The sequence below is a fragment of the Rhizobium sp. CG5 genome (assembly GCF_023701945.1).
In the GTDB taxonomy this organism is placed as follows: domain Bacteria; phylum Pseudomonadota; class Alphaproteobacteria; order Rhizobiales; family Rhizobiaceae; genus Allorhizobium.
The window spans coordinates 213,347-230,412 of sequence record NZ_JABAEF010000008.1; the positions used below are offsets into that span (position 1 = coordinate 213,347).

The following is a 17,066-nucleotide window of genomic DNA, read 5'->3' on the forward strand; positions in this document are numbered from 1 at the left end:
ATGACGGAAAAGCGAGGTCTCCGTTAGCCCTGCGCAAGGCCCGCTGCCTAGCTTACCGGCTTTCATCGCAGTGATGCTCCGGGAGAATCGGCTTGCCTTTCAACGACAATCTTGCCAAGGCGCGGGCCGCTTTCGACGCCGGCGATTATAACGATGCGCTGACGGCGCTGAACGGCCTGATCGCCACCTCCCCCGATCTGGCCCCCGTGCTGCTGCTGGCCGAGACACTGCTGAAGCTGGGCCTGCCGACCGCGGCGGCCGAGACCTTCGAACATGCCGCCCGGCGCGATGACCATGCGCCGGAGATACACCTGCGGCGCGCGGCGCGGCTTTACTTCGACGCCGGAGAGACCGATAAGGCGGCGGCCCTGGCGCTCGACCTGCGCGGCCGGGTTCAGGACGATCCGGAAGCGGCCTATATCCTGATTTCCGTGACGCGGCGGCTTGGCCGGGATACGTTCGTCGAGGCCATGAAGAACGATCTGGTGGCCAGCGACGACCCGGCGCATCTGGCGCTGGCGGCGCAGCTGATCTCCAGCGATGCCCGCAACGAGAACAATCTGATCCTCTACAAGAAGCTGCGCCGGCTGCATCCTGACGACGCCCATATCCGCATGTCGCTGTTGGCCTATGCCCGCGAATTCTGCGATTTCGAGGTGCTGGAGGCCGAGGAAGCCGCCCTGCGGCTGGAATTTTCTGAGGGCCAGACGGCCGCCCTTGCCGCCGAGACACCCCATTACAATCTGATGTGGCTGGGCGACGAGGCGCTCAATCGGCTGGCCAGCAATGTGCCCGTTGCGCCGCCTCCGGGCGATGCCGCAGCCCGGCGCCGCGCCATGCCGCATCGCTGGGGCGACAAGATCCGCATCGGCTATCTCTCCAATGATCTGTGGGACGACCATGCGACGATGCGGCTGTTCCAGAGCGTTCTGACGGCCCATGATCCAGACCGGTTCGAGGTGACGCTGTTCTGCTACACCCAGGACCGTTTCATCGCCTTTGATGGCGGCAACCGCCAGAGCTGGGGACGGATCGTGCGCATCGGGGCGATGGACGATGCCGAGGCGATCCAGGCGATCCGGGCCTGCAACATCGACATCCTCGTCGACCTCAAGGGCCATACCAGCCACACCCGCTCGCAGCTGATGAACCAGCCCGTGGCGCCGGTGCATGTGCAATGGCTGGGCTTTCCGGGCAGTTGCGTGCATGTCGGCTGCGACTATGTGATCGGCGATCCCTTCGTGCTGCCGGACAGTTCGAAACCCCATTATCATGAAACGTTCTGCCGCCTGCCGGAAACCTACCAGCCGAACGACCCGCTGCACCGGGCATTGCCGACGCCAGCCTCGCGGCGGGCCTATGGACTGCCGACCGATCGTTTCGTGTTCTGCGCCTTCAACAGCCAGCGCAAGAATTCGCCGGAAACCATGGCCCATTGGGCAGCCGTGCTGCGCGCCAATCCCGACGCCATGCTGTGGCTGATGGTCAATGGCAATACGGCGCGGCAGAACACCGCCGACCAGTTCCGCCGGCTCGGCGTCAAATCCCACCAATTCCTGTTTGCGCCGAAAATGGCCTATGCCGCCCATATGGCGCGGGCGCAAGCCGCCGATCTCGGCCTCGACAGCTTTCCCTATAACGGTCATACGACGACCTCGGACATGCTATGGGCCGGCGTGCCGGTTGTGACCTTCAAGGGCAGCAATTTTGCCTCCCGCGTGTCGGAAAGCCTGCTGAACGCCGTCGGCCTGCCGGATCTGGTCGCGAACAATGCCGACGATTTCGTGGCGCTCTGCACGGCGATCGTCAATGAGCCCGGCCGCATCACCGCAATCCGCGAAAAGCTCGCCTACAATCGTTTCCGCGCGCCGCTGTTCGATGCCGAACGCTTCTGCCGGCATCTGGAAACCGCCTTCGCGACCATGGCGGAGCGGGCGCGCCAGGGGCTGGCGCCCGAGCCTTTCGACGTGCCGAGGCTTTCGCCGCGACTGGAGCCGTTTCTTTAGCTCTGAAGCGGCTCGTAGGTGAAGTGATCGAAATCGGCCGGCTTGGCCCGTCCGCTGGTGTCGAAGGCGAACAGTCCGGCAAAGGCGCCAGTGAAGGATCCGTGTTCGCCGCGGCCGCCCTCGTCGGAAATCACCCCGGCGTCGAGAATAGGGCCGATCGGCTGCCAGTCGTTAAAGCCGGCCGGACGCCAGGCGAACTGCAGGTCATTGTCGGAAATCTCCATCGACAGCTCGACCGGGCCGTCCGGCACCGGCACGCCGTGATCGACCGGAAACTGCAGGCGGCTATGGGGAAAGTCGCCCGGGCAGGAGAAGAGGGTGACCACCCGGCCGAGCTTTTCATGCAGGGTGACGGCCAAAGCATGGAACTTGTGGCGGTTATAATAATGGGTGAGGCCGGCGGCCTGCTGATAGGTGTCGGGGGCAAAATCGACAACGGTCTCGACGCGGAAACGATGATGCTCCTGCCGTCGGGCGACCAGCGATTGCTCGAACCAGGAGCCGATGCTCTCGCGGCCGAACAGGCGCAGATGCCCGGCCCGGGCCGAAAGGCTGAACAGGCGATCGGGCTCGGGGGTGCGCAGCCACTGAAAGTCCATCGGTAAGTCTGCACTGTCGAAGTCGATGCGGATAGGCGCCGTGCTGACCGCTGAGGATGCGCCGCCGGGCGCCTCGACCTCAAGTGCCGGCACCGGGCCGCCGCGCTGCAGATAGAGCCAGTCATCGTCCTTCCAGACGCATTTCTGCAGGGCGGTTTCGCGGCCCAGCGTGCAGCGCCGCTTCGGCGCCAGCGGACGGCCGCAGAGATGGGTGTGATAGGGCTGCCCGTCCGGCGTCTCGACATATTGGCCATGGCCGGCCCGCTGCAGCGGGGCTTCCGGGTGATCCTTGGCGGTGATCAGATGGATGTCGGGGTGCATCTCATAGGGACCGTCGATGGTCCGCGAGCGGGCCATGGTCACGGCATGATCGTAGCCGGTGCCGCCCTCAGCGGTGGTGAGATAATACCAGCCGTTGCGCTTGAACAGATGCGGCCCCTCGACCAGGCCGAGCGAGCTGCCGGCGAAGATATTCTTGATCGGACCGACAAGCGTCTTCTGCAACGGATCCCATTCCTGGCAGAGGATGCCGTCGAAGGCCGGATGTTTCGGCGAGCCGCCGTAGCTTTCGGTGCGGTGGTTCCACTGCATGTTGAGAAACCACTTGCGGCCGTCCTCGTCGTGAAACAGCGAGGGGTCGAAGCCGGAGGAATTGACATAGACCGGATCGGACCACACGCCATCAATGGTCGGGCACTTGACGATATAGTTATGGGCGTCCTTGAAATTGCCGTCGAGCCGCTTGACGTCCGTATAGACCAGCCAGAACAGGCCATCGGCATAGGAGAGACACGGCGCCCAGATGCCGCAGCTGTCGGGATTGCCGCGCATGTCGAGCTGGCTCCGGCGCTCCAGGGGTCGGCGCACCAGCGTCCAGTTGGCCAGATCGCGCGAATGGTGGATTTGCACGCCCGGATACCACTCGAAGGTGGAGGTGGCGATATAATAGTCCTCGCCGACCCGGCAGATCGACGGATCGGGATTGAATCCCGACAGGATGGGGTTTTGAATCATGCGGGTGTCCTCCCAAAAAATATCGGTTACCGGTCTAAATGCCCCTCATCCGGCCCTACCGGGCCACCTTCTCCCCGTAAACGGGGCGAAGGAGCGGAGACGCTGCGGCAGGTCCCTTCTCCCCGCCTGCGGGGAGAAGGTGCCGGCAGGCGGATGAGGGGCACCGGCGTTCTCTATGTCTTCTTCCGCTCCGGCCCCTTGCGCTCAGCGGATGCGGCCCAGAGGTTGATGTCGGCGTCCCTGGCATGAACATCGATCTCGGCCAGTTCTTCCCCGGTGAAATCCGGCCGGTCGAGGGCCTTGACGCAATCCTCGACCTGGGACGGTTTCGAGGCGCCGATCAGGGCGGTGGTGATGCGTCCGCCGCGCAGCACCCAGGCCAGCGCCATCTGCGCCAGCGTCTGGCCGCGCCGCTCGGCAATGGCGTTGAGCTTGCGGATATTGTCGACGTTCCGGTCGGTCAGAAAATCCCTGTTGAGCGACTTGCCCTGGGCAGCGCGGCTGGTCTCCGGAATGCCGCCGAGATATTTCGAGGTCAGCATGCCTTGCGCGAGAGGCGAGAAGACGATGGAACCCACCCCCAGCTCTTCGAGCGTATCGACCAGACCGTCCACCTCGATCCAGCGGTTGATCATCGAATAGCTCGGCTGATGGATCAAAAGCGGCGTGCCGAGGCGTTTCAGGATCGCATGGGCCTCGCGAGTGCGCTGCGAATTATAGGAGGAGATACCGATATAAAGTGCCCTGCCCGACCGGACGATGTGATCGAGCGCGGCACAGGTTTCTTCCAGCGGCGTATCGGGATCGAAGCGGTGCGAATAGAAGATGTCGAGATAGTCGAGGCCCAGGCGCTTCAGGCTCTGGTCGCAGGAGGCGATCAGGTATTTGCGGCTGCCCCATTCGCCGTAAGGTCCCGGCCACATGTTGTAGCCGGCCTTGGACGAGATGATCATCTCATCGCGGTAGCCTGAAAAATCGGTCTTCAGTATCTCGCCGAAGGCGGTTTCGGCGCTGCCGGCCGGCGGGCCGTAATTGTTGGCGAGATCAAAATGCGTGATGCCGAGATCGAAGGCCGTGCGGCAGATCGCCTGCTTGGTGGCATGGGGGGTGTCATTGCCAAAATTGTGCCAGAGGCCAAGCGAGATGGCCGGCAGTGTCAGGCCGCTCTTGCCGCAACGATTGTAGGCCATTTTGGCATAGCGGTTCTCGGCCGGGGTATAGGTCATGGGCGGTTCTCTCTCCAATGCGCGTCGAAGCGGGATTGCCCTTCATCCGGCTGCCGCCACCTTCTCCCCGTAAACGGGGAGAAGGCCGATGGGGTCGCCGCTCTGCCCCCTTCGCCCCGCCTGCGGGGAGAAGGTCCCGGCAGGGGGATGAGGGGCAACAACGCTTTATCTCAGCAAAGCCCGCGCTTCGTCCACCCCGAGAGCTGCCGGCTGGGTACATGTCGTCGACAGCGTCACGAATTGCCCCGTTTCGCCGGATTTCAGGATCGATACCATCACATCGACGCCGTGCAGGGCGCGCTCCAGCGAGCAGCGCGCGTCACGGCCGCCGAGGATCGCCAGCGCCATGTCGGCAAGCCCGGCGGTGCGATAATTGGCGCGCGGGCCGTTGGCATGTTCCTGGTTGTTGATGCCGAACGGATGGTCCCATTCGGCGAGCGGCGCAATCTCCTTGTTGCGGCCGCTGGCCTCGACGATGCCGCCGAAGAAATTCGGATCCGGCACATAGAGCGAGCCCTCGGTGCCGTAGAGTTCCATATTGGCGTGGCGGTGCGACCAGACATCCCAGCTTGCCGACAGCGTGATCGTCGCACCGTTCTGAAACTCCAGCAGCGCGTGGATATTGGTCGGCGTCTTGACCGGAATGGTCTCGCCGCTGCGCGGCTGGCTGGTGATGGTGCGGGTCTCAGACGCCATCGAAGTCAGCGCCGCCACCCGTTTGACCGGGCCGATCAGGTTGATCAGATTGGCGATATAATAGGGCCCGAGGTCGAGGATCGGTCCGCCGCCGGGCAGGAAGAAGAAATCCGGGTTGGGATGCCACATTTCCATGCCGGGACTCATCACATGGCAGGTGCCCGAGGTGATGCGGCCGATGCCGCCCTGGTCGATGAATTGCCGCGCCAGCTGGTGCGAGCCGCCGAGAAACGTATCCGGCGCGCAGCCGACGAAGAGGCCCTTCTCCCTGGCAATGCGCCTGAGTTCCTCGCCCTGCTCCAGGCTCAGCACCAGCGGCTTTTCCGAATAGACGTGCTTGCCGGCCTCCAGGATGCGCTTCGAGACTGCGAAATGGGCATCCGGAATCGTCAGGTTGACGATGATGTCGAGATCCGGATTGGCGAGCAGCTCCTCCATCGGCTGGGCGATGACGCCATATTCTTCCGCCCGGAGTTCGGCGGCATTCATGTTGAGGTCGGTGCAGGCCAGCACCTTCAGCCCCTTGAACAGCGGGGCCAGAGAAAAGTAAGTGGTCGAGATATTGCCGCATCCGATGATGCCGACGCCGAGTTCGCGTGTCATGGGGCTATCCAGTTTTTTCCAGAACAGGTTTCGATCAATAGGAATTGAAGGACGCAATGGAGCGGCTGATCAGCCGGCCAATGTCGTTCGGATTGTCATGCTCGACGACGAAGTCGCGCACCTTATAGGCCTTCAGCGCATCCATCAGGCCCTTCCAGTCGACGGTGCCATGGCCGACATCGGCCCAGCCATCCTCGTCCTTGTTCTCGCCGGGAGCGGCGATATCCTTGACGTGAACGGCGGAGATGCGTTTGCCGTAGCTCTCGATCCAGGCAAAGGGATCGGCGCCGCCACGGATGATCCAGGCGATATCGGCTTCCCAGAGCAGATCGGGGCCGCCGGCAAAGATCTGCTCCTGCGGCGTCGAGCCATCCTCCAAGGTGACAAACTCGAAATCGTGATTGTGCCAGCCGAAGCGCAGACCGGCATCGCGGATCGGCTTGCCGGCCGCCTGCAGGCGCTGGCCGAAGGCAAACCAGCCGGCCGCATCGCTCGGCCGCTGGTCGGGCAGCAGATAGGGGCAATAGACCGCCTCGATGCCGAGCGTTGCGGCAATCGTCAGAACGCGCTTCGGATCGCTTTCCAGGAGATCGAGGCCGAAATGGCCGGTCGGCATGGTCAGGCCGTTCCTGTCGAGATCGGCCTTCAGGGATTGCAGGCCCGCCTCGTCCACGGCGGCATACATGGCGCCGTAGCCTTCGACGGAGGCATATCCCGCTTCCGACAGAAGCGGCAGGATGGCGCTGAAGGGCTGGAAATTGCGGGCGCTGTAGAGCTGGAAACCTAGCTTGGTCATATCGTCTCCTCCTCGAGATCGGCTGCATCAACGGTCGGGTGCCATTGAGGCTTGTTGTGGTGGGTCATGGGCCTACGCTGCCTGCTGGCAGGACTGGAGATCGTAGGCGGTAAATCTTGGCTCCACGCCGCCCGGCATCGCGGCCGACGGCGTGAACAGGATGCGGCGGCTTTCACCGGCCGTGAGATCAAAGGCATTGTCGGAAAACCGACCCGGCACATCGCTGTTGATCATCACGAACAGGGCGAGGCCGGTCGCGCTGACGGTCAGCTCATAGCCGCTGCTGCTGAGCGGCGCTGCCGTGATCGTCAGGCCGGAGGGTTGCAGCTCCAGCGCCTTGTAGGTGCCGTGCACGTAATGGCCCTCGCCGCTCATGCCGTTGGAGGCGATAAAGCTCCAGACGATCAGTTGGCCCGGTTTGATCTCTGCTGTGTCCAGCGTCATCAGCGTGCCGGCGCGATCGGCTTCGCAGACATCGTTGGCGGTCTTCATGGGCACGCGCACACCGTCCAGGGTGAGCGCATAGAGGTTCATGTCGATGGTCAGCGGCTCGGCCGTATCGTTGACCATGGAAAAGGCGATCGACCGGCCGTCCTGCGCGGGAATGGCGGCAACCGCGACCGGCTGGAAGAAACGGCGCGCCATAAAATGCATCGCCTTCCAGCCGCCGCCATAGTCGAGGCTTGCCCAGGAGGCGACCGGCCAGGTGTCGTTGAGCTGCCAGTAGAGCGTGCCCATGCAATGGGGTTTCAGCGAGCGCCAGAAATCCACCGCCGTCTTGATGGCCAGGCCCTGCTGGATCTGGCTCAGATAGACGAAATTGGCAAAGTCCCGGGGAAAGCGGAAATAGCGGAACATGGTGCCGGCGATGCGCTCGTTGCCGCCGGCATTCTTCTGATGCAGTTCGATCACCGGCGAGGCGATGTTCATGTCCTTTGCCGCCGCAAAACTCTCGATCACCGGCAGGGACGTGTAGGACTGGAAGCCGAATTCCGAGCAGAAGCGCGGCCGGACGGTCCGGTAATTGTCAAAGCTCTTGTTCTCGTGCCAGACCGACCAGTAATGCATGTCGCCCGAACCATCGGCATGCCAGGCATCGCCGTAGTCGAGATAGCCGGACGCCGGACTCGACGGCCACCACAGGGCCTCGGGCGCCGCCTTCTTCAGCCCCTGCTCGATCACCTGGTTCAGGCGGTCGTAGGCGACCAGATAGCGGTCGCGGTTGTCGCGCGATGGCTTGAACCAGTTGAGCGCGCCGACCAGTTCGTTGTCGCCGCACCACAGCGCGATCGAGGCATGGGACGACAGCCGTTTAACCTGATAGTCGACCTCGGCTGCGACATTCTCCAGGAAATCCTCGCTGCAGGGATAGAGATTGCAGGCAAACATGAAGTCCTGCCAGACCAGAAGACCGAGCCGGTCGCAGAGATCGTAGAAATGGTCCTGCTCGTAGAAGCCGCCGCCCCAGACGCGGATCATGTTCATGTTCGCATCGACCGCCGAGCGCAGCAGGTCCTCGGTCTTTTCCGGACTGGTGCGCGAGAACAGGGCGTCGGCCGGGATCCAGTTGGCGCCGCGGCAAAAAATTTCGCGGCCGTTGATGCGGAAAGCGAAACGATTGCCGGCCGCGTCCTTGTCGGTCAGCAGTTCCACGGTTCTGAAGCCGATCTGGCGGTGGGCGGTCTCGCCGGGGATGTCGACCTCAAGCGCAGAAAGTGCCTGCTCGCCGCTGCCGGCCGGCCACCAGAGCCTGGGGCTGTCGATGTGGAAGACGTGGTTGACCACCGTCTCGCCGGCACCGATGCCGCAGTCGAGCCTGAGCCGTTCGCCATCGAGGCCGAAATGCACCGGCACGATGGCCGGGTCTTCGGAATAAAGCGTCAGCGCCACATGCAGATCGACGCTGCCGTCGCCATGATGGACCTGGCGGGTGACCAGATGCTCGATGCGGGCCGGGTCGAGCTTCTTCAGGGCAACGGTGCCGTAAAGACCGAGCGGTGCCAGGGCAATATTCCAGTCCCAGCCGAAATGGCATTGCGGCTTGCGCAGCATGTTGCCATTGGGGATCGGCGAGTTGTCGGTGGAATACGGCACGTAGAACGGCTGGCGGGCCTGGCGCTCGGCACCGGCGGTTATGCTCGAATGGATGTGGATGCGAATGGTATTGTCGCCCGGCTGCAGGGCCGAGGAGACATCGGGCCGGTAGCGGCGGAAACAATTGTCGGCCGACAGAACCGGGATATCGTTGACGAAGACGACCGCGACCGTGTCGAGATAGTCGATATCGAGATACCAGCCGGTTTCCAGGTCGCTGAGCGTGAAGGTCCGCTCCAGGATCCAGTCGCGCTTTGCCACCCATTGCCCGTCGATCTCGTTGCGACCCTGATACGGGTCCTCGATGATACCGGCCGCCTGCAGCGCCGAATGCACGTCGCCCGGCACCCGCATGTCCGTGGCATGCTCGCCGTCCGCCGAACGCAGCTGCCAGGTGCCGGAAAGATCGATGGTCTTGGGTGTAGCAATTATCATGGTCATCTCAATTTCGGGTCGTCGGCCCATTCCAATTTTCGCGGTCACAAGGGCCGCTGTCGCATGCCCCTCATCCGCCTGCCGGCACCTTCTCCCCGTTCACGGGGAGAAGGGACAAGAGGCACCACCCCGGCCGTCCCCTCTCCCCGCTTGCGGGGAGAGGGTCAGGGTGAGGGGCAGGTTACGCCGTCTCAGATCCGCTCCTCGGTTGCCGCGTCGAACAGCGAGGCGACCGACATGTCGAAGCTGAGGCGCACCGAGGCGCCCGGCGCGAAGCGGCGGGTGCCGCCGATGCGCACCGACATGATATGCCCGGCATGTTTCAGCCAGAGCAGGTTGTCGGCGCCCATCGGTTCCTCGATATCGACGACGGCGCTATGGATCTCGGCACCGGCCGGGATGTCGTCGTCGACCTTGATATGCTCGGGCCGGACGCCGAGGGTGACCTTGCGGCCCGCCGTCAAGGGCTCACCGGCGTCATAGCCGGCCAGCGAGAAGGTGACGCGGCCGGTCTCGAACACGATCGCGCCGTTGCGCTCGACCAGTTCGCCCTGCAGGAAATTCATCGAGGGCGAGCCGATGAAGCCGGCGACGAACAGATTGGTCGGGCGATTGTAGATCACCATGGGATCGTCAAGCTGCTGGATGACGCCGCTCTTCATGATGGCGATGCGGTCGGCCAGCGTCAGCGCCTCGATCTGGTCATGGGTGACGTAGATCATCGTATTCTTCAGCGAGTGATGCAGCCGCTTGATCTCGACGCGCAGTTCCGAGCGCAGCTTGGCGTCGAGGTTGGACAGCGGTTCGTCGAACAGGAAGACATCGACATCGCGCACCAGGGCACGGCCGATGGCAACGCGCTGGCGCTGACCGCCGGACAATTCGCCCGGCTTGCGATTGAGCAGCGCCTCGATCTGCAGGATTTCGGCGGCGCGGGCCACCTTCTCCTTGATCTTGTCGGCCGGCACTTTCGCAACGCGCAGGCCGAAGGACAGGTTTTTCTCCACCGTCATCTGCGGATAGAGCGCATAGGACTGGAACACCATGCCGATGCCGCGGTCCTTGGGCTCTTCCCAGGTGACGTTCTTGTCCTTGATGAAGATCTGCCCTTCGGTCGGCTCGAGCAGGCCGGCGATGCAGTTGAGCAGGGTCGACTTGCCGCAGCCGGACGAGCCGAGCAGCACCAGGAATTCGCCATCCTTGATGTCGAGGTTGAGGGTTTTCAGCACGGTGACGGCACCGAAGCTGAGCGAGAGATCCTTGATCGATACACTGATGGACATGGCTTAACCCTTGACTGCGCCGGCAGCGATGCCGCGGACGAACAGACGGCCGGAAACAAAATAGACGATGAGCGGAACGGCGCCGGTCAGCAGCGTCGCTGCCATGTTGACGTTGTATTCCTTCACGCCCTGGACCGAGTTGACGATATTGTTGAGCTGCACCGTCATCGGGTAATATTCAGGCCGGGTGAAGACGACGCCGAACAGGAAGTCGTTCCAGATGCCGGTGATCTGCAGGATCATCGCGACGACGAAGATCGGCAGCGACATCGGCACCATGATCTGCAGGAAAATCTGCCAGAAGCCCGCCCCGTCGATACGGGCCGCCTTGAACAGCTCTTCCGGCAGCGACACGAAGTAATTGCGGAACAGCAGCGTCAGGATCGGCATGCCGAAGATCGAATGCACGATGATCAGGCCGGTCAGCGATCCATAGAGCCCGACTTCGCGCAGCACGATGACGATCGGGTAGATCATCACCTGATAGGGGATGAAGGCGCCGATGATCAAAATGGTGAAGAAGATCTCCGCTCCCTTGAAGCGCCAGTTGGCCAGCGCATAGCCGTTCACCGAGGCAATGGCGATCGACGCGATGGTGGAGGGAATGGTGATGCGCACCGAATTCCAGAAACCGCGCGACAGGCCGTCGCAATTCAGACCCGTGCAGGCCTCGCTCCAGGCCTTCACCCAGGGTTCGAAGACGATTTCCACCGGCGGCGAGAAGATGTTGCCGAGCCGGATTTCCGGCATGCCCTTCAGCGAGGTCACGACCATCACATAGAGCGGCAGCAGATAATAGGCGGCCGCCACGAACAGCGTGCCGTAGAGCATGATGTTGCGGGGCGAGAATGTCGGCTTCGGCTTCTTGCCGCGAGGACCGTCCGCCATACGCGCGCTGCGCCCGGCAGCCATGGTGTTGTCAGCGATAGTGTCAGCCACGTTTGCGTCCTCCGCCAAATTCCAGATAGGCCCAGGGCACGATGATGATGGCGACCGTCAGCAGCATCATGGTGGAGGCCGCAAAGCCCTGGCCAAGGTTCTGCGCCTGAAACATGTAATCGTAGACATATTTGGCCGGCACTTCCGAGGCGATGCCCGGACCGCCGGAGGTCTGCGCGACCACAAGGTCGTAGACCCGGACGATGCCGCTGGCGATGATCACCAGCGTGGTGATGAAGACCGGGCGCATCATCGGGATGATGATGAAGATATAGGTTCGCCACATCGGGATGCCGTCGATGCGCGAGGCCTTCCAGATATCCTCGTCGATGCCGCGCAGGCCGGCCAGCATCAGGCACATGACCAGCCCGGTGCCCTGCCAGAGGGCCGCGATCAGGATGCCATAGATGACGATGTCGGAATTGTAGAGCGGATCGAAGGCAAAGCTCGTCCAGCCCAGCGACCGCACCACGGATTGCACGCCAAATTCCGGATTGAGGATCCATTGCCAGACCAGGCCGGTGACGATGAAGGACAAGGCAAAGGGATAGAGAAAGATGGTGCGGAAGGTGTTTTCGAAGCGGATCTTCTGGTCCATCAGGGCCGCCAGCACGAAGCCGATGAGCAGGCTGAACACCAGCGAGAAAAGCCCGTAGATCGCCAGGTTCTGGATCGACATGACCCAGCGGGGTGCCGCCCAGAGACGCTCGTACTGATCAAGCCCGGCAAAGGATAGGCGCGGCAGGAGCTTGGAATTGGTGAAGGAATAGAACACCGTCCATAAGGTGCCGCCCAGAAAGATGACGACGGAGGTGATGATCATCGGGATGGAGGCAATCTTGGAATTCAGATTGCGCAGCCATTGGTTTGGCCGGCCGGCGCGCGCTTGGCCCGTCATGGGTTGGTCCTCCTGGCTCACAACGACTTTGCTGATGGTGGCGACAGGTCAGCACACCGCGGCACGCTCTGCGAGCGATGGCGACGACCTGCCCGAGCCGGTCCCAGCGAAAGTGTTTCGGGTTCGATAGCCGGCCCCGCCATGCGGGACCGGCCTTTCAAGACAACGAACCTTTACGTTCAGTCGGCGGCGGCAATGATGGCGGTGAAGCGCTTCTGCGCGTCGTCCGGCGTCATCGTGGCCGTGGCAAAGAACTCCGAGAAAAGATCCTCGAGCTGCTTCTGGGTGTCGGCCGATACCAGCTGGTCGGTGCTGATGATGACATTGCCCTTGGCCAGGATATCAAGGCCCTTCTTCATGCAGTCGTTTGCCGTGGCCAGATCGACGTCGCCGCGAACCGGCAGCGAACCCTTCTTCAGGTTGAAGGCAACTTGCGTCTTGGCGCTGACCAGGGTGGAGGCGAGAACCTCCTGGGCCTTGGACTTCTCCTCGTCCTTCAGGACCGGGAAGTAGAACGCGTCGCCACCCGTGGTGATGATCTCGTTGACGCCCAGACCGGGAAGGCAGGTATAGTCTTTGCCCGCCACCTGGCCGGCCAGCTGGAATTCACCCTGTGCCCAGTCGCCCATGATCTGGCCGCCGGCCTTGCCGGTGATGACCATGTTGGTCGCCTGGTTCCAGTCCTGGACATTGCTGCCCTTGGACATGCGACGGGCATCGTCGGCGGCCTTGAAGACCTTGCCGATTTCAGGACCGCCCGCCATTTCGGTATCCTTGTCCTGGTAGACCTTGAGATAGGCGTCCTTGCCGCCGATCGCGATCATCAAGACGCTGAAAGCACCGGTGGCCTGCCAGGGCTGGCTGCCGATGGCGAGCGGCTGGATGCCGGCCTTTTCGAGCGCCGGAGCGGCTGCGACGAACTCATCCCAGTTCTTCGGGACTTCGACGCCAGCGGTCTTGAAGGCCGCATTGGACAGCCACAGCCACTGCCAGGAATGGATGTTGACGGGGGCGCAATAGATCTTGCCGTCGATGGTGCAGGAGTCCAGCAGGCTGAGCGGACGAATGAACTCCTTCCACTTTTCCTTCTCCGCGACATCCGTCAGGTCGCGCATCAGGCCGGACTCGGCCAGTTCCTCGGCCTGGCGGCCGTGATTGAACTGGGTGGCGGCCATCGGGTCGCCGCCGGTGATGCGGCTGACCATGATCGGCCGGGCTGTCCCGCCCGATCCGGCGATGGCGCCATCGATCCATTTGTTGCCGGTGGCATCGAATGCCTTGGCGAGTTCAGCGACCGCGGCCGCCTCCCCGCCCGATGTCCACCAATGGGTTACCTCCAGGTCGGCGGCATGGGCCGCCCCGAAAGGCAATACGACGCTTGCGGCTAAAGCTACCGCTACGCTACGAAAATTCATGAGTCTCCTCCCTCACTGAAACGTTGCCGTAAAAACCTAGTCGAATCATTTTCGCGGCGCAACCACTCGGCGCGATTTTTTTCTGACTGACCTTTTATACCCGCCATGATTGTTTTTCGCGATCTGCCTCACATACTGCGGATGCGACTGTTTTTGCGCTGCCGCATCGATTTTAAGAGTTGAAATCGCTTCGTTAAAGCCATTTAACGGCTGAATCGTCGTCATGAGAACAAAAACGGCATCTCGCGGCTGCACAACAACCTCGTCCCGTCCTTGCGACTCAACCTACGGTGTGATGCAGGCGTGTATGCGAAAAAAATGCTCGACAAAATTACTGTATCGTTACAGATTTGGTCTTTCCGGCAGTGACCCGAAAGGCAGCCGCACCCGTTTGCAGCAGGGGCCATGGCAACTATAGTGACAATTTGCAGGCAGTGACGGGGTAGGCATGAAACAGGAATTCGAGGGTGACAAGGCCGGCATCGAGGCGACGTCACGGGAGCGGCCAACGCTCAAGACCATCGCTTTCATGACGGGGCTCGGCATTACCACCGTCTCGCGCGCCCTGAAGGATGCCCCCGATATCGGCGCGGAAACCAAGCAGCGGGTGCGCATGGTGGCCCGGCAACTGGGCTACCAGCCGAACCGCGCCGGCGTGCGCCTCCGGACCGGCAAGACCAATGTCATCGCGCTCGTGCTCAGCGTCGATGAAGAGGTCATGGGGCTGACCTCCAACCTGGTGTTCGGCATTTCGGAAGTGCTCAACAGCACGTCCTATCATCTGGTCGTGACGCCCCATTCCAACAGCCGCGACCCGATGGTGCCGATCCGCTACATTCTCGATACCGGCTCCGCCGACGGCGTGATCATCTCGCGCATGGAGCCGAACGATCCGCGCGTGCGGCTCTTGACCGAGCGGCACATGCCCTTTGCCACCCATGGCCGCACCGATATGGGGATCGTCCACCCCTTTCACGATTTCGACAACGAGCGCTTTGGACGCGAGGCAGTGGAGCGGCTGGCGGCCAAGGGCTGTCAGCGCATTGCCATCCTGATGCCGCCACCGCAGCTGACCTTCTGGTCCCATACGCGGGCCGGCTATCTCGCCGGGCTGAAGTCAACGGGATGTGAAGAGGTCGCCATCCCTGCGGTCAACATCGACTCGCGGCTGGCGGCTATCCGCGATGCGGTGGAACAGGTGATGCAGGGGCCAGATGCGCCGGACGGCTTCATCTCCTGCAGCGGCAATTCCACGATCGCGGTGATGGCCGGTATCGAGGCGGCAGGAAAGGCGATCGGCAAAGATGTCGAGCTGGTCTCGAAACAGAACAGCGGCATCCTCAACTGGATCCGGCCGGAGATCATCACCATGAACGAAGATATCCGGACCGCCGGACGGGAACTGGCCAAGGCGGTGATCGGCCAGATCGATGGTGCCGGCCCGCTGACGCTGCAAAGCATCAGCGAACCGAGTTGGACGACAATGGCCTGAGGGCCAAACCGGGAAACTGAGGCCCGGTGCGGGGTTTACACCGCCCCGCTGCCCCAGGGACCATGCGGCCGGTCGACGCCGTCGAGGCGCTCGAAGCCATGGGCGCCGAAGAAGTCACGCTGCGCCTGGATCAGGTTGGCCGTGCCGCGACCGCGCCGATAGGAATCGAAATAGGACAGCGCCGATGAGAGGGCCGGAACGGGCAGACCGTTCAGCGCCGCATAGGAGACGACCCGACGCAGCGCGCCATCGGTGTCCTTGACCATCTTGGCGAAGGCCGGCGTGACGATCAGGTTGGCGACATCCGGTTCCTTGGTGAAGGCCGAGGTGATCTCGTCGAGGAACTGCGAGCGGATGATGCAGCCAGCCCGCCAGATGCGGGCGATGGTCGGCATCGGCAGAGACCAGCCGAACTCCTTGGAGGCTGTCGCCATCACGGCAAAGCCCTGGGCATAGGCGGCAATCTTTGCGGCCAGCAGCGCATTTTCCAGATCGGCGAGGAAGGCCATGCCGTCATGGGTCTGACCCTGGACTTTCGGTGGCAGGCCAAAGATCTTTTCGGCGGCCAGACGCTCCTGGCGCTGCGAGGAGAGCACACGGCCGGCGACGGCCGCCTCGATGGCGGTGGCGGCGACGCCCATGTTCTGCGCCTCGATCACCGACCACTTGCCGGTACCCTTCTGGCCGGCGCTGTCAAGGATGACATCGACCATCGGCTTGCCGGTGACCGGATCGCTGGCCTTCAGCACCTTTTCGCTGATTTCGATCAGGTAGGAATTGAGCCGGCCGGTGTTCCACTGACCGAAGACATCGCCGATCGCCGTGGCGCTCATGCCGAGGCCATCGCGCAGGATGCCGTAGATTTCGGCGATCATCTGCATGTCGGCATATTCGATGCCGTTGTGGATGGTTTTCACGAAATGGCCGGCGCCGTCATTGCCGAGCCAGGCGACGCAGGGGTCATCGTTGAATTTGGCGGAGATCGAAGTCAGCACCGGCTCGACCCGCTTCCAGCTGTCCTCGGTGCCGCCAACCATGATCGAGGGACCATGGCGGGCGCCCTCCTCGCCACCCGACACGCCCATGCCGATAAAGGTCAGGCCGCTGTCCTTCAGCGCATCGAACCGGCGGATCGTATCGCGGAAATTGGCATTGCCGGCGTCGATCATGATGTCGTTGGCGGACAGATGCGGCTTCAGGAGGTCCATCTGCTGGTCGACGGCGTCGCCGGCCTTGATCATGATAATGATCGGGCGTGGCGGACGAATGGCCTCGACGAATTCCTCGATCGTGGCGCAACCGATGATATTGCCGGCGAGATCACCGGCTTCGGCGACGAATTCCGCAGTCCGTGCCGGTGTCCGGTTGAACACTGCGATCCGGTTGCCCTTTTCCGCAATGTTCAGGGCAAGGTTCGATCCCATGACGCCGAGGCCGATCAATCCGATTTCCGCCTTTTGCATCCCGCTTCTCCATTTCCATTGAAACATGTCAAATCAAGGTGGCTTTTGTGGCACTCCTTGGACGACGCGGCAAGGGCTGCGGCGCGATGAGACGTAAACACAGTTTC

At 62.5% G+C, this 17,066-nt stretch carries 13 protein-coding genes; 2 read left to right on the forward strand and 11 right to left on the reverse strand.

Features of this window, described 5'->3' with window-relative positions; all coding sequences use genetic code 11:
- Positions 1–92 precede the first annotated feature (92 nt).
- A complete protein-coding gene (locus HGO38_RS15380; protein ID WP_250956771.1) occupies positions 93–2,006 on the forward strand; it encodes an O-linked N-acetylglucosamine transferase, SPINDLY family protein in 1,914 nt (637 codons plus the stop codon).
- Here HGO38_RS15380 and HGO38_RS15385 read toward each other — a convergent pair.
- The 10 genes from HGO38_RS15385 to HGO38_RS15430 all read right to left on the reverse strand — a co-directional run bounded on the left by HGO38_RS15385 (position 2,003) and on the right by HGO38_RS15430 (position 14,259).
- Complete coding sequence (locus tag HGO38_RS15385) at positions 2,003–3,619, reverse strand: glycoside hydrolase family 43 protein (RefSeq protein WP_250956772.1); 1,617 nt, start codon at positions 3,617–3,619, stop codon at positions 2,003–2,005. The two genes, HGO38_RS15380 and HGO38_RS15385, sit on opposite strands and share 4 nt — an antisense overlap.
- 173 nt (positions 3,620–3,792) lie before the next feature.
- The gene (mgrA, locus tag HGO38_RS15390) at positions 3,793–4,845 is read right to left on the reverse strand and encodes an L-glyceraldehyde 3-phosphate reductase (protein ID WP_250956773.1); all 1,053 of its coding nucleotides are present in this window, start codon (positions 4,843–4,845) and stop codon (positions 3,793–3,795) included.
- A 165-nt stretch (positions 4,846–5,010) separates the two neighbouring features.
- Positions 5,011–6,144, reverse strand: a complete 1,134-nt coding sequence (locus HGO38_RS15395) for a Gfo/Idh/MocA family protein (protein ID WP_250956774.1) — start codon at positions 6,142–6,144, stop codon at positions 5,011–5,013.
- Positions 6,145–6,178: 34 nt separating this feature from the next.
- Positions 6,179–6,940, reverse strand: coding sequence for a sugar phosphate isomerase/epimerase family protein (locus HGO38_RS15400; protein WP_250956775.1), 762 nt, complete (start codon positions 6,938–6,940; stop codon positions 6,179–6,181).
- A gap of 72 nt (positions 6,941–7,012) precedes the next feature.
- On the reverse strand, positions 7,013–9,469 hold the full coding sequence (locus tag HGO38_RS15405) for a beta-mannosidase (RefSeq protein WP_502941575.1): 2,457 nt from the start codon (positions 9,467–9,469) through the stop codon (positions 7,013–7,015).
- Between the two features lie 191 nt (positions 9,470–9,660).
- Complete coding sequence (locus HGO38_RS15410) at positions 9,661–10,752, reverse strand: ABC transporter ATP-binding protein (RefSeq protein WP_250956777.1); 1,092 nt, start codon at positions 10,750–10,752, stop codon at positions 9,661–9,663.
- A 3-nt stretch (positions 10,753–10,755) separates the two neighbouring features.
- Complete coding sequence (locus tag HGO38_RS15415) at positions 10,756–11,664, reverse strand: carbohydrate ABC transporter permease (protein WP_502941578.1); 909 nt, start codon at positions 11,662–11,664, stop codon at positions 10,756–10,758.
- 19 nt (positions 11,665–11,683) lie between these two features.
- Positions 11,684–12,589 carry a carbohydrate ABC transporter permease gene (locus HGO38_RS15420; protein WP_250956778.1) on the reverse strand — a complete coding sequence of 302 codons (906 nt, stop codon included), beginning with the start codon at positions 12,587–12,589 and terminating at the stop codon, positions 11,684–11,686.
- 179 nt (positions 12,590–12,768) lie between these two features.
- Positions 12,769–14,004: an ABC transporter substrate-binding protein gene (locus HGO38_RS15425; RefSeq protein WP_250956779.1), complete on the reverse strand. Its 1,236-nt coding sequence runs from the start codon at positions 14,002–14,004 to the stop codon at positions 12,769–12,771.
- A 45-nt stretch (positions 14,005–14,049) separates the two neighbouring features.
- Entirely contained in the window at positions 14,050–14,259 is a 210-nt protein-coding gene (locus HGO38_RS15430) for a hypothetical protein (RefSeq protein WP_250956780.1), read from the reverse strand.
- Between the two features lie 193 nt (positions 14,260–14,452).
- Between HGO38_RS15430 and HGO38_RS15435 the strand changes: the two genes are divergently transcribed.
- Positions 14,453–15,496: a LacI family transcriptional regulator gene (locus HGO38_RS15435; RefSeq protein ID WP_250956781.1), complete on the forward strand. Its 1,044-nt coding sequence runs from the start codon at positions 14,453–14,455 to the stop codon at positions 15,494–15,496.
- Positions 15,497–15,531: 35 nt separating this feature from the next.
- Here HGO38_RS15435 and gnd read toward each other — a convergent pair whose 3' ends face one another.
- Positions 15,532–16,959: an NADP-dependent phosphogluconate dehydrogenase gene (gene gnd / locus HGO38_RS15440; protein WP_250956782.1), complete on the reverse strand. Its 1,428-nt coding sequence runs from the start codon at positions 16,957–16,959 to the stop codon at positions 15,532–15,534.
- Between the last annotated feature and the right edge of the window lie 107 nt (positions 16,960–17,066).

What these genes read in the sequence shown, in the direction of transcription:
- HGO38_RS15385 (WP_250956772.1), bottom strand. Translation starts at nt 3,619, where the DNA reads ATGATTCAAAACCCCATCCTGTCGGGATTCAATCCCGATCCGTCGATC.
- mgrA (WP_250956773.1), bottom strand. Translation starts at nt 4,845, where the DNA reads ATGACCTATACCCCGGCCGAGAACCGCTATGCCAAAATGGCCTACAAT.
- HGO38_RS15395 (WP_250956774.1), bottom strand. Translation starts at nt 6,144, where the DNA reads ATGACACGCGAACTCGGCGTCGGCATCATCGGATGCGGCAATATCTCG.
- HGO38_RS15400 (WP_250956775.1), bottom strand. Translation starts at nt 6,940, where the DNA reads ATGACCAAGCTAGGTTTCCAGCTCTACAGCGCCCGCAATTTCCAGCCC.
- HGO38_RS15405 (WP_502941575.1), bottom strand. Translation starts at nt 9,469, where the DNA reads ATGATAATTGCTACACCCAAGACCATCGATCTTTCCGGCACCTGGCAG.
- HGO38_RS15410 (WP_250956777.1), bottom strand. Translation starts at nt 10,752, where the DNA reads ATGTCCATCAGTGTATCGATCAAGGATCTCTCGCTCAGCTTCGGTGCC.
- HGO38_RS15415 (WP_502941578.1), bottom strand. Translation starts at nt 11,664, where the DNA reads ATGGCTGCCGGGCGCAGCGCGCGTATGGCGGACGGTCCTCGCGGCAAG.
- HGO38_RS15420 (WP_250956778.1), bottom strand. Translation starts at nt 12,589, where the DNA reads ATGACGGGCCAAGCGCGCGCCGGCCGGCCAAACCAATGGCTGCGCAAT.
- HGO38_RS15425 (WP_250956779.1), bottom strand. Translation starts at nt 14,004, where the DNA reads ATGAATTTTCGTAGCGTAGCGGTAGCTTTAGCCGCAAGCGTCGTATTG.
- HGO38_RS15435 (WP_250956781.1), top strand. Translation starts at nt 14,453, where the DNA reads ATGAAACAGGAATTCGAGGGTGACAAGGCCGGCATCGAGGCGACGTCA.
- gnd (WP_250956782.1), bottom strand. Translation starts at nt 16,959, where the DNA reads ATGCAAAAGGCGGAAATCGGATTGATCGGCCTCGGCGTCATGGGATCG.